Consider the following 14,816-nt stretch of genomic DNA (forward strand, 5'->3'; position numbering starts at 1 on the left):
AGCAGATGAGGCCTGTTCGCCAGCCGATTCGCCAATTGCCGCCCCACGCCAGCGTTCATCTTTTCGACACACTGTCCATTTTTCGACACTTTAACGCCACACCCAGGCCACGATTATCAATTTTAGGCGGAAAGTCATAGGCACATTAATTGCATGCATTAATTGAAAACCACATTCGGAGCATGCCATGAAAAAACACCAAAAAGGCTTCACTCTTGTCGAAATTGCCATCGTACTGGTCATTATCGGCTTGCTGATGGGTGGCGTCCTCAAGGGGCAGGAACTGATTAACAGCGCCAAGGTCAAGAACCTGGCAAATGACTTCCGCTCGATGTCGTCGTTTGTTTATGCCTACCAGGATCGCTTCCGTGCCATGCCTGGCGACGATGCCCGAGCCAACAACCACGTGACCAACGGCACTGTACCCACCACGCCTGCGGGCACCCTGGATAATGCACGCATCAACGGCACCTGGAATTCGGTAACACAGACCGACGAATCCTATCTGTTCTGGCAACACGTTCGCCTGGCCGGCCTGGCGACAGGAACACCGGTCGTTGGCAACGCCGAGTACATTCCGCGCAATGCCGAAGGTGGCGCCATCGGCATCACCGGCGACGCGATCCTGACAGCAGCCAACCCCGTCTGGCCGGCCAACTTCTATATCTGCTCGACCGGCATCCAGGGACGCTTTGCACGACAGCTCGACACCATGCTCGACGACGGCAACACGCAGACCGGCACGGTCCGCGTCATTGCCAACGGCGCCGCCACCCAGGCCAATGCCGACTTGCTGACGCCAGCCAACGACCAGACGCTTTATACGGTCTGCTCCGGATTCTGAAAGCAAACAAACGCCCTGTATTCAGCCCGCCTCGGCGGGCTTTTTCATTTCTGCAGCAAGCGTTCCTCGGCTGCCGTAACCGCCTCGGGCAGACCGAGGACGACCACCACATCCCCTTCCTCGAGGCGCGTTTCCGGTGCCGGTTCGAGCGCGCGGATTCCCCGGCGGCGAATGGCGCTGACTTCGCAGTTCAGGCTGTCGAGATCGAGATCGTCCAACGTCCGGCCGATAGCGGCGGACCCGGCGGCGAGCAGCACCGAGTGCATGCGCGGCTGGTGCTCGTCTTCCTCGTCGTGGTCGCGGTCGGTGATCCCGCGATAGAAGCCGCGCAGCAGGCTGTAGCGCTGCGAACGGGTCTGCCTGATCCGCTTGAGCACCCGGTTGATCGGCACGCCGACCAGCACCAGCGCATGCGAGGCCAGCATGAGGCTGGCCTCCAGCGCCTCCGGAACGACCTCGGCCGCCCCCGCCCGGGTCAGGCGATCCATGTCGCGCTCGTCGGCGGTGCGCACGATGACCGGCAGGTCGTGGCGCAACTCCTGCACGTGATGCAGTATTTTCTCGGCGAGCGCCGTATCGCTGATGGTGACGATGACCACGCTGGCCCGCATCAGCCCGGCCGCCATCAAGGCCTCCTTGCGTCCCGCGTCGCCGTAGACGACATTCTCGCCACCCGCCGAGGCCTCGCGCACCCGATCGGGATCGAGGTCCAGTGCGACGTAATTGATGTCCTCCTGCCCGAGGAAGCGCGCCAGGTATTGGCCGTTGCGTCCGAATCCGCACAGGATGGCATGCTTTTCGGAGCCCATCGACTGGGCGGCGATCCGGGTCAGCTGCATCGAGCGCATTAGCCATTCGCTGGCCACGAAGCGGACGACGATGCGCTCGCTGTACTGGACGATGAACGGCGCGATCAGCATGGACAGCACCAGCGTGGTCAGCGCGACCTGCTGGATTTCCCGGGGCAGGCGCATCACTTCGCCGAGCAGCACGAAACCGAATTCGCCCCCGGCGCACAGCCAGAGCGCCGAACGAATGGCGTTGCCGGGCGAAGCGCCGAGCCGCCACGACAGCACGCCGACGATCAGCGACTTGATCACGAGCAGCGCCAGGACGGCCAGCAGCACCTGCCACCACAGCCCGACGAGGATATGCAGGTCGAGCTTCACGCCGATGGTGACGAAGAACAGCCCCATCAGCACATCGCGGAAGGGCTTGATGTCCTCCTCCACCTGCAGCTTGTATTCCGTCTCCGAAATCAGCATGCCGGCGACGAAGGCGCCCAGGGCCAGCGACAGGCCCGCCAGCTCGGTGATGGTGGCCAGGCTCAGCGTGATCAGCAAGACGTTGAGCACGAACACTTCCGAGGATTTGGCGCGGGCCACGAAGTGGAACCACTTGCGCATCAGGCGCTGCCCGAAGACCAGAATCACCGCCAGCACGACAACGGCCTTGAGCAGCGCGATGCCGAGCAGGGCCGCCAGCTTTTCCGGCGGCTGGGTCAGCGACGGGATGATGACCAGCAGCGGAACCACCGCCAGGTCCTGGAACAGCAGCACGCCCATGATTTCTCGGCCGTGCGCCGAATCGAGCTGCATGCGCTCGGCCAGCAACTTGGTGATGACCGCCGTGGACGACATGGCGAATACGCCGCCGAGCGCGATGCCCAGCTGCCAGCTGACGCCGAACAGCATGACCAGTCCGGCGATCAGGGCCATGCTGACGACGACCTGCAGCAAGCCGAGGCCGAACACGATGCGCTTCATCGCATAGAGCTTGGGCAGCGAGAATTCCAGCCCGATCGAGAACATCAGGAAAACGACGCCGAATTCCGCCAGGTACTCGGCGCGATGCATCTCGCTCATCAGGTTCAGCGCATGCGGACCGATCACGCTGCCGACGAACAGGTAGCCGAGAACCGGCGGCAGGTTGAAGCGCCGGAAGATGACCACGGCCATGACCGAGGCGCCAAGCAGCAACAGGACGAGGGAAAGTGCGCTCAAGGGCCGTTTTCGCGATTCAGGTATACTTCCCGCATCTTAACCGCAGCCCAGCCATGAACCCAAGCCTTAACGCTCACCGCTTTTCGCCGGAACGCGCTCTGGAACTCGGTCGCCAGACCCTGAGCATCGAAGCCTCCGCCGTGGAGGCCCTGCAGGGGCGACTCGACGGCGACTTTTCCCGCGCCGTCGAACTGATCCTCAACTGCCACGGGCGCCTGATCGTCAGCGGCATGGGCAAATCGGGCCACATCGCACGCAAGATCGCGGCCACCATGGCCAGCACCGGCACCCCGGCCTACTTCGTCCATCCGGCCGAAGCCAGCCACGGCGACCTCGGCATGATCACCCGCGACGACGTGCTGCTCGCCCTCTCCAACTCGGGCGAATCCGGCGAGCTGCTCAGCATCCTCCCCGCCCTCAAGCGCCAGGGCGCCCGGATCATCGCCATGACCGGCGTGCCGACCTCGACGCTGGCCCGCGAAGCCGACATCCACCTCGATGCCGGCGTCGAACAGGAAGCCTGTCCGCACAACCTCGCCCCGACGGCGAGCACCACCGCCGCGCTGGCGCTGGGAGACGCGCTGGCTGTCGCCCTGCTCGACGCCCGCGGCTTCGGCCCCGAGGACTTCGCCCGCTCGCACCCCGGCGGCTCGCTCGGCCGCCGCCTGCTCACCCACGTCCGCGACGTGATGCGCGCCGACGACCGCGTCCCCGCCGTCGCCCCGGGCATCGCCATCACCGACGCCATCATCGCCATGTCGCGCGGCGGCCTCGGCCTGGTCGCCATTACCGCGCCGGACAACACCGTCCTCGGCATCTTCACCGACGGCGACCTGCGCCGCGCCTTCGAAAAGCGCATCGACCTGCAGCAGGGCGACATCGCCACGGTCATGCACGCCAATCCCCGCACCATCGGCCCCGACCGCCTCGCTGTCGAAGCCGTCGAAATGATGGAACGCCTGCGCATCAACGCCCTGCTCGTCGTCGATGCCGACAACCGCCTCATCGGCGCCCTCAACATGCACGATCTCTTCACCGCCAAGGTCATCTGATGGACGCCAAGACCCGCGCCGCCCGCATCAAGCTCGTCGCCTTCGACATCGACGGCGTGATGACCGACGGCGGCCTGCATTACTCCGACGACGGCCACGAATTCAAGACCTTCAACGTCCAGGACGGCCTCGGCATCGTGCTCCTCAAGCGCGTCGGCATCGAGGTCGCCATCATCACCGGCCGCAACTCCGGCGTCGTCTCGCATCGCGCCGCCGACCTCGGCGTCACCCACGTCTACCAGGGCGTCGGGAACAAGCGCGACGTCGCCGCCCAGCTGCTCGAAAAACTCGGCCTCGACTGGTCGGAACTGGCCTTCATGGGTGACGACCTGATCGACCTCCCGGCCATGGCGCATGCCGGGTTCACCATTGCCCCGGCCAACGCCCGCCCCATCGTCAAGGAACGCGTGCACGCCGTTACCGAAGCAGCCGGCGGCCAGGGCGCCGTGCGCGAGGCCATCGAGTTCATCCTCGCCGCCCAGGGCAAGCTCGACGCAGCCTTCGCCCCTTACCTCGACGCCTGATGAAACACTGGCCGAGCCAACTCTTCCCGATCATCATCCTGTCCGTGCTGGCCGGGCTGACCTTCTGGCTGCAAAGCGCCATCGACCTCGGCAACGACAAGCACGACGGCAAGCTTCGCCACGACCCGGACGGGATCGCCGAGAACTACGTCGTTCGCCGCTTCGACGAGAACGGCCTGGTCAAATACCGGCTGACCGGCCCCCATATGGTTCACTACCCGGATGACGACAGCTCCGAACTGCGGTCGCCGACGCTGGTCAGCTATCGCCCGGACGCACCGCAGATCACCGTCACGTCGAAATTCGCCAAAGTCACCTCGAAGGGCGAAGTGGCCTACCTGTGGGACGACGTCCGCATCACCCGCGCCGCAACGCCCGAACAGCAGGAACTGGTGGCCCGCATGCCGGACCTGACGGTCCAGACCGAAGCCGGCTTCGCCTTCACCAACAGCCCCGTCGAGATTACCCAGGGGCAATCCTGGGTGACCGGTGTCGGCGCCCAGATCGACAACAACAAATCCACCTTCGTTCTGCAATCGCAGGTCAAGGGACAATACATCCGTCCGAGATCAACGCCATGACCGTTCGCCTTGTCACGCTTTCCCTCTGCCTGCTGGCATCGCTGCCCGCCCTTGCCGAAAAGGCCGACCGCGACAAACCCATGCTGCTCGAAGCCGGCCGGGTATCGATCGACGACGCCAGGAAAATCCAGATACTGGAGGGCGATGTCGTGATCACCAAGGGCACCATGGTGCTCAAGGCGGAGCGCGTGATCATCACCGAAGACCGCTACGGCTTCCAGAAAGGCACCGCCTTCGCCGGCAAGAACGCCCTGGCCCGATTCCGCCAGAAACGCGAAGGCAAGGACGAATATGTCGAAGGCGAAGCCGAACGCATCGAGTACAACACCAATACCGAGATAGCCGAGCTGTTTCACCGCGCCTGGGTCAAGAGCGGCGAGGACCAGGTCAAAGGCGACTACATCTGGTACGACGCCGTGAACGAAAAATACCTGGTCACGGCCGGCGAGACCCGCGACCCGAGCGCCGCACCGCCGCGCGTCCGCGCGGTGATCCAGCCGAAGAACAAGGAAACGGAAGCGGAACGCCCCGCCGCCCGCGGCGAACGCCTGCAGCTCAAGGGCGCCGGCGGCCTCGCCGCGCCCGCGGCGCAGCAGTAGGCCGTCACGACGCCGCGGGCGCGCAAAAACCGCACCGCGCCGCCCTTCCGCAACAAGCCCCAAGCAACTGATTTACATCGGTTTATCGGCTTTTGTGCACCGCACAAAATTATTGTTGACAAGTCGACAATCATCCCTATAATTAAGTTCATGCTGCAGCGCAACATGCCCGCTGGCGACGCTGCGAAAATTCGTAGTACGACATGACTTTTATTAGGAGATAAACCCATGTTCACGACCCCCGAGCAATTCGCTGCCGCCAACAAGGCCACCGTCGATTCCCTGCTGTCCCTGGCCAACACCGCCCTGGCTTCCGCCGAGCGCATCGCCGCCCTGAACCTGAACACCGCCCGTTCCGTGATGGAAGACTCCGTCTCCGGCGCCAAGGCCCTGATGGGTGCCAAGGACGTCCAGGAAGCCCTGTCCATCCAGGCTTCGCTGGCCCAGCCGAACGTCGAGAAGGCCGTCGCCTACTCGCGCAGCGTCTATGAAATCTCCGCCCAGACCCAGGAAGAGCTGTCCAAGATGGTCGAAGCCCAGTTCGGCGACTTCCAGAAGACCGTTGCCGGCCTGCTCGACAAGGCCGCCAAGTCCGCTCCGGCCGGTTCCGACGTTGCCGTCGCCGCCGTCAAGAGCGCCATCGCTGCCGCCAACTCCGCTTTCGACAACATGAACAAGGCTGCCAAGCAAGTTGCCGAAATCACCGAAGCCAACGTCGCCGCCGCCACCAACGCCACCGTCAAGGCTGTTGGCGCCACCGCCGCCGCTTCCAAGAAGAAGTAAGCAACTGCCTGTTCAACCCCTGCCTCGGCAGGGGTTTGTCGTTTCATCCGCAGCACACATTCAAAAACTGGAGATGATGATGAGCAACCCGAATTTCGAACAACTGACCGCCGCCCAGAAAGCCAACGCCGAAGTCATGATGGCCCTGATGCGCACCGCCTTCAACGGCGTCGAGCGCCTGACCGCCCTCAACATGGCCGCTTCCCGCGAGTTCTTCAACTCGACGGTTGCCAACACCCAGCAACTGCTCGGCGCCAAGGATGCCAACACCGTCGCCAAGCTGAACAGCGAACTGGCCCAGCCGAACGTCGACAAGCTGGTCAGCTACTCGCGCAGCGTCTATGACCTGGTTTCCGAAATGCAGAAGGAAATCACCTCGGTCATGGAAGCCCAGTACAGCAGCTTCGCCAAGAATGCCGAAAGCGCCGTCGAAAAGGCCAAGGCCTCCGCTCCGGTCGGTGGCGACGTGTTTGCCGCCACCATGCAGTCGATGCTCGGCGCCTCGACCAAGGCCTTCGACCAGATGACCTCGATGGCCAAGCAGCTGTCCGACATCGCCGAAGCCAACATCCAGGCTGCCAGCCAGGTTACCGCCGTCGCTCCGGCCAAGAAGAGCGCCACCGCTGCCGCCGCCAAGAAGGTCGCCAAGTAGGAAACGCCAAACCCGTTTGGCCAGAAAAGCCCGCGCCCGACGCGGGCTTTTTGTTGCCCGAATTATTGACCGAACCGCCGCCGGATCAATCCTGGCGGATATCCGCCCAATCGGCCCCGGTCAGGGCCTGCAGGGCTGCGGGGGCGAGCGGAAATACCGAGAACGGCGTTCCCGCCGCCGCCCAGACTGTCGCGAACTGCAGGAGGTCGCGGTCGAGCAGCAGTCGCACCGGCCCGGCATGGCCGAGTGGCGCCACGCCGCCGATCGCATAGCCGGTCGATTCCCTGACGAAATCGGCATCGGCCCGCCCCAGTTTGACGCCGAAACAAGCCGCCACCTTGGCCTCGCTGACCCGGTTGGCGCCGCTGGCGACGACCACCACCGCACCGCCCGCCGTCTTGTTGCGAAAGACGACCGACTTGGCGATTTCCGCCACCGCGCAGCCGACCGCTTCGGCAGCCTCGGCGCTGGTCCGCGTCGGCTGTTCGAATTCGACCACCTGCACCGGCAAACCGGCATCGGCCAGCAAGCCCTGCGTGCGCAGCGCGGTCGGGTGCTGCGCCGGCTTCACGGCCGCCAGACCCAGTCGATGCCGCGTCGTTCGACTTCGGCCCGGATTTCCGCCATCGCCTGGTCGACCAGCGCCGGCGCCCCTTCGACGCCGAGTTCCAGGTGCCTGCGCTCCTTGCCGACCAGCGACGGCAGCGAGAACAGGCGCAGCGTCGGGTAGGCGGCCACGATGCGCTCCATCAGGTCGAGCAGCGCACTCTCGTAGGCGGCCGGCCCGGTGAGCAGGAAGGCTTTCTCGACCGTCTCCGCGACCGGCTGGAACAGCTCCCCGTGGAAGGTGTCGAGCGCCCATTCGATCATCGGGTGCGCCATCTGCGGGAAGCCGGGCACGAAGTAGTGGTCGTTGGCCATGAAGCCGGCAATGCGGTTGAAGGGATTGGGAATCATCCGCACGCCCTGCGGGAAGGTCACCAGCAGCTTGCGCTGGTCGCTGATGTCGTCGCCGGCGAAGCGGATCTTCAATTCCGCGAAGGCCTCGGCATGCAGTTCCAGGCCGACGCCGAGCGCCGCCGCCACGGCCTGCCGGGTGTGGTCGTCCGGCGTGTTGCCGATGCCGCCGCAGGAAAAGACCACGTCGCCGGCCGCCATCGTGCGCCGGAAAGTCGCCGCCAGGCGCTGCCGGTCGTCGCCCAGGTACTCGACCCAGGACAGGCGCAGGCCGCGTGCCCCGAGCAGCTCGGCGATCTTCGCAAAGTGCTTGTCCTGGCGCTTTCCGGACAGGATTTCGTCGCCGATGATCACGGCGCCAAAGCTGCGGCTCATAGACGTTTCCCCTCGACACTGACGACTGCGCCGGCACGCGAACGGCGCAGGGCTTCCAGCCCGTAATGGACGAATGACAGCGCCGCCAGCGCCGGCGCCAACAGGCCGACGAGCGGGATGTGCGCGAGCAGCGCCATGGTCAGGCCGAGCATGAACAGCGGCGTCCGGTGCGCGCCCCGCAGGCTCGCCCATTCGCTGTCGGTGGCGTGCATCGACAGGGCGTCATAGGCGAAGGTGCGACGGTTCAGCCAGCCCATCAGCAACAGCGGAAGGAGCAGCGAGAATCCGGGAATCAGCCACAACGGAATGCTCGCCACCCAGGCGACGATGAAAACCAGCGAGGCCCCGATGCTGTTCAGCGCCGCGGCAACGAAGCTGTCGCGGCCCATCGCCGCCACGTCGCGGTACTCGGTTTGCGACAGGTGGCGCAGCATCAGCGGCATGATGACGATGGCCGCGAGCAGCGAAGCGAACAGGTAGGCCAGGGCGAAGATCGCCATCCAGCCCCCCAGGTAGGCAAGGATGTGCGCCAGCCAGACCAGGCCCCAGCCGACCAGCAGGGTCATCGGCGGGAATTCCATCATCTGCTGGACCGCCCAGCCGAGCGCGCCGACGGCAAGGCCGATGGCGAGCAGCAGCGAGACGATGGCCGGCGTCAGCACATAGAGCCATACCTTGCCGCTGCGCAGGCTGCCGAAGGTGCGCGCCAGGGCAAGCATCACATCACCCATTCTTGATTCCCTCCCATTGTTTCTGCAGGCGCTTGGCGGAAACCGGAACCGGCGTCCGCAACTCCTGCGCATACAAGCCGACCCGCAATTCCTCCAGCAGCCAGCGGAATTGCTCGACCTGCGGATCGACGGTACCCATTTTCGCCAACTGGATCGCACGGCGTTCGTAATTAGTCCATAGCGGGCCGTATTCGGCCATGGCCTGGGCGTCGCGCGCCGGGTTGGCCTTCAGCTTGTCGAGGCGGACGCCGACGGCCTTCAGGTAGCGCGGGTAGTGCTGCAGGCGCTCGAAAGGGGTATCGATGACGAAGTGCTTGCCCATCAAGCGCTTCAATTGCGCCTCGATGTCGGCCACCGCCGCGGCCTGCGCCTTGAAGGCCGGCAGCTTCTTGCTCACCGCTTGCCACTCGGTGAGCACGGTACCGACCATGCGGCAAACCTCCTGCATGATCAGCCCGAGCCGCGCCTTGGCTTCGGCGCAGCGCGCCTTGAAGGCGTCCGGCGTGGTCGGCAGCGGTTCGGTCAGGCAGGCGCGCGCGAAGGTCAGGTCGACGATCTGCCGCTTCAATTCGTCGGTCGTGCCCAGGGCCATGAACTGCATGCCCATCTGGCTCATGCCCGGCACGTTCTTGTCGAAATACTTCACCTGCTCCCTGAACTGCAGCATGAACAGCCGGGCCAGGCCCCTGCGGTGCGATTCGGCCGCTTCCTCGGCCGAATCGAAGACCTTCAGGCTGACCGTCTCGCCGTCGTCGACCAAGGCCGGGTAGCCGATCACCGTCTGCTTGCCGACCGGCACTTCCATCAGTTCCGGCAGCTCGCCGAAAGTCCAGTCGGTCAGTTGCGTGTATTCGGACGGCGTTTCGTGCAGTTCGGCGAATTCCTCCTTGGCTTCCTTGCCCCACTCGCCGCGCAGGGCGACCAGGCTGCGGTTCATGTCCAGCTGGCGGCCGTGTTCGTCGATCAGCTTGTAGTTCATCGAGAAATGCGGTGGCAGCGCGTCGGGGCGGAAGGCGTCGGGCGTCACCGCCCAGCCACGGGCATTGAGGCCGCGCGCCGTGAGGATGTAGTCGATCAGCGGCGGGATCAGCCCGGCGTTCATCTTCTTGTCGTTGCCGGCCGTGGCGGCAATGAATTCCTCGACGAACTCGGGCACCGGCACCAGCTTGGCACGGATTTTCTGCGGCAGCGTCTTGATCAGCTGGACCAGCTTTTCCTTCAACAACCCGGGCACCAGCCATTCCATGCGCAGCACCGGAATCTGGTTCAGCTGCGCCAGCGGCAAGGTCAGCGTCACGCCATCGCGCGGCGAACCGGGCTCGAAATGGTAGCTCAGCGCGTACTCGACGCCGCCGACCTTGAGGTGATGCGGGAATGCCTCGGTGGTGACACCCGCGGCCGAGTGGCGCATCAGGTCGTCCTTGACCAGGAACAAGAGCCTGGGGTTCTCCTGCTCGGCCGTCTTGCGCCAATGGTCGAAGGTGGCGCCGTTGTGGATGTCTTCCGGAATCAGGTGGTCGTAGAAGGCGAAGATCAGCTCGTCGTCGACCAGCACGTCCTGCCGGCGCTGCTTGTGCTCGATCTTTTCGATATCGCGGATTTGCCGCTGGTTGTGCTGGAAGAAGGGCCAGCGCTTGGCGAAGCTTTCGTCGATCTCCTCGCCGACCAGGCCCTGGCGGATGAAGATCTCGCGCGCCTCGGCCGGCGCCAGCGGGCCGTAGTGGATGCGCCGCTTGGGGTTGATCACGATGCCGTAGAGCGTCGTGCGCTCCCAGCCAGCGACCTGCATCGCCTTCTTTTCCCAGTGCGGGTCGAAGTACTGGCGCTTGATCAGGTGAGCGCCCACTTTCTCGATCCAGCCATCTTCGATGCGGGCGACGCAGCGGCCGAACAGGCGCGTCGTTTCGGTGATCTCGGCCGCCATGATCCACTTGCCGGCCTTCTTCTGCAGCGGCGACGACGGGTGGATCAGGTAGCGGATGCCGCGCGCCCCGAGGTAGTAGCCGGATTCGTCCGACTTGCAGCCGATGTTGCCGAGCAGGCCGGTCAACAAGGCCTGGTGGATGGCATCGTAGGTGCCCGGGATATCGTTTTCCTTCCAGCCCAGTTCGGTGACCATGGCGTGCAACTGGCCATGCACCTCGCGCCATTCGCGCAGCCGCAGATACGACAGGAAATGGGCATGGCAGTTATCGACCAGCTGCTTGTTGGTCTTCTTGTGATCGACGGCGTTCCTGAACCAGGCCCACAACTTGACCCAGCCGAGGAATTCCGACTTCTCGTCGATCCACAGCTTGTGCTTCTCGTCCGCCGCCTGCTGGCGTTCCTGCGGCCGTTCGCGCGGGTCCTGCGTCGACAACCCGGCGGCGATGACCAGCACTTCGCTGAGGCAGCCGAGGTCGCGGGCAGCGACCAGCATGCGGCCGATGCGCGGGTCGAGCGGCAGCCTGGCCAGCGCCTCGCCGACCCGGGTCAGCCGGTTCTCGTCGTCGAGCCCGCCGAGTTCCTGCAGCAGCGCGTAGCCGTCGCTGATCGCCTTGGCCGGCGGCGGCTCGATGAAGGGGAAAGTCTCGACGTCGGTCAGCTTCAGCGACTTCATGCGCAGGATGACGCCGGCCAGCGAGGAGCGCAGGATTTCCGGATCGGTGAACGGCGGGCGGGCGTTGAAATCCGCCTCGTCGTAGAGGCGCACACAGACGCCGGCCGCCACCCGGCCGCAACGGCCGGCCCGCTGCCGCGCCGCGGCCTGCGAAATCGGCTCGACCTGCAGCTGCTCGACCTTGTTGCGGTACGAATAGCGCTTGACCCGGGCCAGACCGCTGTCGATGACGTAGCGGATACCGGGCACGGTCAGCGAGGTCTCGGCGACGTTGGTGGCCAGCACGATGCGCCGCTGGCCGCCGGAAGGCTTGAAGATGCGGTCCTGGTCGCCGGCCGACAGACGCGAGAACAGCGGCAGGATTTCCGGCGCGTGCGCCGACGACAGCCCCGGCCGGGCCAGCGCGTGCTTGCGCAAGGCCTCCGCCGCCTCGCGGATTTCCCGCTCGCCGGGCAGGAAGACCAGGATGTCGCCGCTGCCCAGCCGTGACAGCTCGTCGGCGGCGTCCACGATGGCGTCGTAGAGGTCGCGCTCGTCGTCCTTCTTGTCGATATCCGCCACCGGCCGGTAGCGCACCTCGACCGGGTAGAGCCGGCCGGAGACCTCGATCACCGGCGCCGGTTTTTCGTTGACCGCGAAATGCTGCGAGAAGCGCTCGGCGTCGATGGTCGCCGAGGTGATGATCAGCTTCAGGTCGGGCCGCTTGGGCAGCAACTGCTTCAGGTAGCCGAGCAGGAAGTCGATGTTCAGGCTGCGCTCGTGCGCCTCGTCGATGATGATCGCCTCGTAGGCGTTGAGGTAGGGATCGGACTGCGACTCGGCGAGCAGGATGCCGTCGGTCATCAGCTTGACCCAGCTTTCCGGCGTGGACTTGTCGTGGAAGCGGATCTTGACGCCGACCCCGGCGCCGACCTGGGTCTTCAGTTCCTGCGCCAGGCGCGTCGCCACCGAGCGGGCGGCCAGCCGGCGCGGCTGGGTGTGGCCGACCAGGCCGCGGGCGCCGATGCCGAGGTCGAGGCAGATTTTCGGCAACTGCGTCGTCTTGCCCGAACCGGTTTCGCCGCAGACGATGACGACCTGGTTATGGGCGATCAGTTCGGCGATGTCGGCCCGACGCTCGTTGACCGGCAGGTCGGCCTGGAATTCCGGCTTCGGCAGCCGCGCCCGACGCGCGTCGACGGCCGCCTGCGATGCCCCCAGCAAGGCCGCCAGATCGCCCTGCAACTTCTGCCGCCTGTCCCCGGCGGCACGCGACAACTCGCGCCGGATCGCCAGCAGGCGCTTGGCGTCGGCCGTCAGGAAAGCTGGGGAAAGGTCATCATGCGCGAGGCGCTTGCGGGAGGGAGTAGCCATGGGGCCGCATTATATTCGCCCGGCCGCCCAAAACCGGCGCTCAAGCCCCGGCCGCTACCGGCGCCGCGCCCCCTTCGGCAACGCAGCCGCCAGGAAGGCCGAGGCTTCTACTTTCTCCATTTGGCCCACGGGTCCGCCGGGTCCGCAGCGGGAGCCCCTGCCGTATTCGAGGCACGCCTTCCCGCGCCGGCGCGCGGAGCCGCCGCAGCACGGTCGTACAAGGCCGCCTTTTGGGCGCGCTTCTCGCGCAGCCGCTCGCCATCCTCCAGGCTCAACTCGGCGGGCAGCCCCGGCTTCTGGTCCGCCGGCACGATGCGGTCGCGCGGCGGCAGCTCGAATTGCTCGTTCGACGCCCGCGGCAGGCTCTTGAACTGGTACAGATAAAAGGCCTCGACCTTCTCCCGCGCCCAATCGGTTTTTTTCAGGAACTTCACGGCGGACTCGACGCTCGGGTTGTTCGCGAAGCAATTGATGTTCAGGTAGGCGTAGAGAATCTTGAACCCATAGTGCTGGGCGATCTCGGTCACCAGTTGTTTCAGGCTGACGCCGTGCAGCGGATTGTTTTGGTAGTCGAGATCGTCGGTCATGTTTTTCTTCCAGGCGAGTGCGTAGTCGTTCAATGCGTCAGGCGCGGAAAAAACGAAACGGCCACCGCGCCCTTCCCCGAGTCTGCCAGATAAGGGGCGGCATGCTACCTGTTTTTGTTGCTTCCGGCAGTCGATATACTGTCCGCATACTCATCAACGTCACTCCATTCATGGCGATCATCCGTTGCAACAAATGCACCCTGCTTGCGGAACAACCCGACTATCTGGCGGGGAAAAATATTGCCTGCCCCAAATGCAATACGCCTGCATCGGTTTACCCGACCCTTTTCTTCATCGAAAAACTGCTCGACAAATACTTCGACGCACAAAGAGAAGTCATCCGCCTGAAATCCACGCCACTGCCGGAAAACCCGATTCCGGCCGCAACAACTGCCGGCCCCTCGCCATGCGCCGACATCGACCTGGCCAACACTGATTTTCTGGCCAACGAATTGCAGCACGGCCCCATCGTCGACTGGTTCCGCAAAAAGCAGATCAAGGTCCAGGCCAACCCGCGCAACGTGGACACCAGCGGCTTTTTCGACGAAGTGGCCGAGGCCATCGGCAGCAACCTGCCGGTACTCAAGGAAGTGCTCGAACGCATCCGCTGGTCGCAGCAGAAGGAACACGCCAGCGCCACAATCAGTCTCGACAAGAAATCACCCGCCGATGCGAAGGCGATTTCGGCTTTCTGCCAGCAGCTTTACGATTTCTCCTTCATCGCCAAGTGTTTTCACAACAAACCGGAAAACAATGTCCGGGTCATTCTGCAAACGGCCCCAGCCATCCGCGAATTCTTCAGTGGCGAATGGCTGGAATGGCATGCCCTGATGGCGACCCTGCGCTACGCAAAGGAACGCAAACGCCGTTTTTCCTGCACGCGCGGACTCAATATCGTGCTGAGCAACGGCGATCCGTACGAACTGGATGTTTTCATGCTGATCGACGGCAATACGCCCATCTGCATCGAATGCAAAAGCGGCGAGTTCCGTCAGAACATAGATCGCTACCTGGCCCTGAGAAAGCGCCTGGGTGTTGAAGCCCGCAACTTCATCATGTGTGTTGCCGGCCTGAGCGATGACAACGCCAGGGCCTTCACCGCCATGTATGACCTGACTTTCGTCAGCGAGCGCGAACTGGCCAAGCACTTGGCCCGCTTGTTCTAGCAGGATAAAC

Annotated in this window: 14 protein-coding genes; 8 read left to right on the plus strand and 6 right to left on the minus strand. The window is 64.5% G+C overall.

From position 1 onward, the window contains the following. The first annotated feature begins 187 nt into the window (after nucleotides 1-187). Nucleotides 188-844, plus strand: a complete 657-nt coding sequence (locus Q0P59_RS02640) for a prepilin-type N-terminal cleavage/methylation domain-containing protein (protein WP_295003244.1) — start codon at nucleotides 188-190, stop codon at nucleotides 842-844. Nucleotides 845-888: 44 nt separating this feature from the next. Here the strand turns inward: Q0P59_RS02640 and Q0P59_RS02645 are convergent, their stop codons facing one another. After that, nucleotides 889-2,847 carry a monovalent cation:proton antiporter family protein gene (locus tag Q0P59_RS02645; protein ID WP_295003245.1) on the minus strand — a complete coding sequence of 653 codons (1,959 nt, stop codon included), beginning with the start codon at nucleotides 2,845-2,847 and terminating at the stop codon, nucleotides 889-891. A gap of 53 nt (nucleotides 2,848-2,900) precedes the next feature. Between Q0P59_RS02645 and Q0P59_RS02650 the strand changes: the two genes are divergently transcribed. The 6 genes from Q0P59_RS02650 to Q0P59_RS02675 all read left to right on the plus strand — a co-directional run bounded on the left by Q0P59_RS02650 (nucleotide 2,901) and on the right by Q0P59_RS02675 (nucleotide 7,038). Beyond that, complete coding sequence (locus Q0P59_RS02650) at nucleotides 2,901-3,899, plus strand: KpsF/GutQ family sugar-phosphate isomerase (RefSeq protein ID WP_295003247.1); 999 nt, start codon at nucleotides 2,901-2,903, stop codon at nucleotides 3,897-3,899. Next, complete coding sequence (locus Q0P59_RS02655) at nucleotides 3,899-4,423, plus strand: HAD family hydrolase (protein ID WP_295003249.1); 525 nt, start codon at nucleotides 3,899-3,901, stop codon at nucleotides 4,421-4,423. The genes Q0P59_RS02650 and Q0P59_RS02655 overlap by 1 nt, the downstream gene beginning before the upstream one ends. Then, nucleotides 4,423-5,004 carry an LPS export ABC transporter periplasmic protein LptC gene (lptC, locus tag Q0P59_RS02660; RefSeq protein WP_295003251.1) on the plus strand — a complete coding sequence of 194 codons (582 nt, stop codon included), beginning with the start codon at nucleotides 4,423-4,425 and terminating at the stop codon, nucleotides 5,002-5,004. Before Q0P59_RS02655 ends, lptC begins: the two co-directional genes overlap by 1 nt. Further along, nucleotides 5,001-5,603, plus strand: coding sequence for a lipopolysaccharide transport periplasmic protein LptA (gene lptA, locus Q0P59_RS02665; RefSeq protein WP_295003253.1), 603 nt, complete (start codon nucleotides 5,001-5,003; stop codon nucleotides 5,601-5,603). The genes lptC and lptA overlap by 4 nt, the downstream gene beginning before the upstream one ends. A gap of 228 nt (nucleotides 5,604-5,831) precedes the next feature. Continuing rightward, nucleotides 5,832-6,386 (plus strand): phasin family protein, encoded by a 555-nt coding sequence (locus tag Q0P59_RS02670; protein ID WP_150427293.1) that lies wholly within the window; start codon nucleotides 5,832-5,834, stop codon nucleotides 6,384-6,386. Between the two features lie 79 nt (nucleotides 6,387-6,465). Next, a complete protein-coding gene (locus tag Q0P59_RS02675) occupies nucleotides 6,466-7,038 on the plus strand; it encodes a phasin family protein (RefSeq protein ID WP_295003256.1) in 573 nt (190 codons plus the stop codon). 85 nt (nucleotides 7,039-7,123) lie between these two features. On the opposite strand, the gene Q0P59_RS02680 is transcribed toward Q0P59_RS02675, so the two are convergent. The 5 genes from Q0P59_RS02680 to Q0P59_RS02700 all read right to left on the minus strand — a co-directional run bounded on the left by Q0P59_RS02680 (nucleotide 7,124) and on the right by Q0P59_RS02700 (nucleotide 13,640). Further along, nucleotides 7,124-7,609, minus strand: a complete 486-nt coding sequence (locus tag Q0P59_RS02680) for a YbaK/EbsC family protein (protein ID WP_295003258.1) — start codon at nucleotides 7,607-7,609, stop codon at nucleotides 7,124-7,126. After that, nucleotides 7,606-8,370, minus strand: a complete 765-nt coding sequence (locus Q0P59_RS02685; RefSeq protein WP_295003260.1) for a molybdopterin-binding protein — start codon at nucleotides 8,368-8,370, stop codon at nucleotides 7,606-7,608. Before Q0P59_RS02685 ends, Q0P59_RS02680 begins: the two co-directional genes overlap by 4 nt. Further along, nucleotides 8,367-9,101, minus strand: coding sequence for an EI24 domain-containing protein (locus Q0P59_RS02690; RefSeq protein ID WP_295003262.1), 735 nt, complete (start codon nucleotides 9,099-9,101; stop codon nucleotides 8,367-8,369). The genes Q0P59_RS02685 and Q0P59_RS02690 overlap by 4 nt, the downstream gene beginning before the upstream one ends. Beyond that, on the minus strand, nucleotides 9,094-13,053 hold the full coding sequence (hrpA, locus tag Q0P59_RS02695) for an ATP-dependent RNA helicase HrpA (protein ID WP_295003264.1): 3,960 nt from the start codon (nucleotides 13,051-13,053) through the stop codon (nucleotides 9,094-9,096). The genes Q0P59_RS02690 and hrpA overlap by 8 nt, the downstream gene beginning before the upstream one ends. A 107-nt stretch (nucleotides 13,054-13,160) precedes the next feature. Next, a complete protein-coding gene (locus tag Q0P59_RS02700) occupies nucleotides 13,161-13,640 on the minus strand; it encodes a VF530 family DNA-binding protein (protein WP_295003266.1) in 480 nt (159 codons plus the stop codon). 170 nt (nucleotides 13,641-13,810) lie between these two features. On the opposite strand from Q0P59_RS02700, the gene Q0P59_RS02705 reads away from it, so the two are divergent. Further along, nucleotides 13,811-14,806 (plus strand): hypothetical protein, encoded by a 996-nt coding sequence (locus Q0P59_RS02705; RefSeq protein WP_295003268.1) that lies wholly within the window; start codon nucleotides 13,811-13,813, stop codon nucleotides 14,804-14,806. Nucleotides 14,807-14,816: the final 10 nt, after the last annotated feature.

Source organism: uncultured Dechloromonas sp. (assembly GCF_945957265.1).
Classification (GTDB): domain Bacteria; phylum Pseudomonadota; class Gammaproteobacteria; order Burkholderiales; family Rhodocyclaceae; genus Azonexus.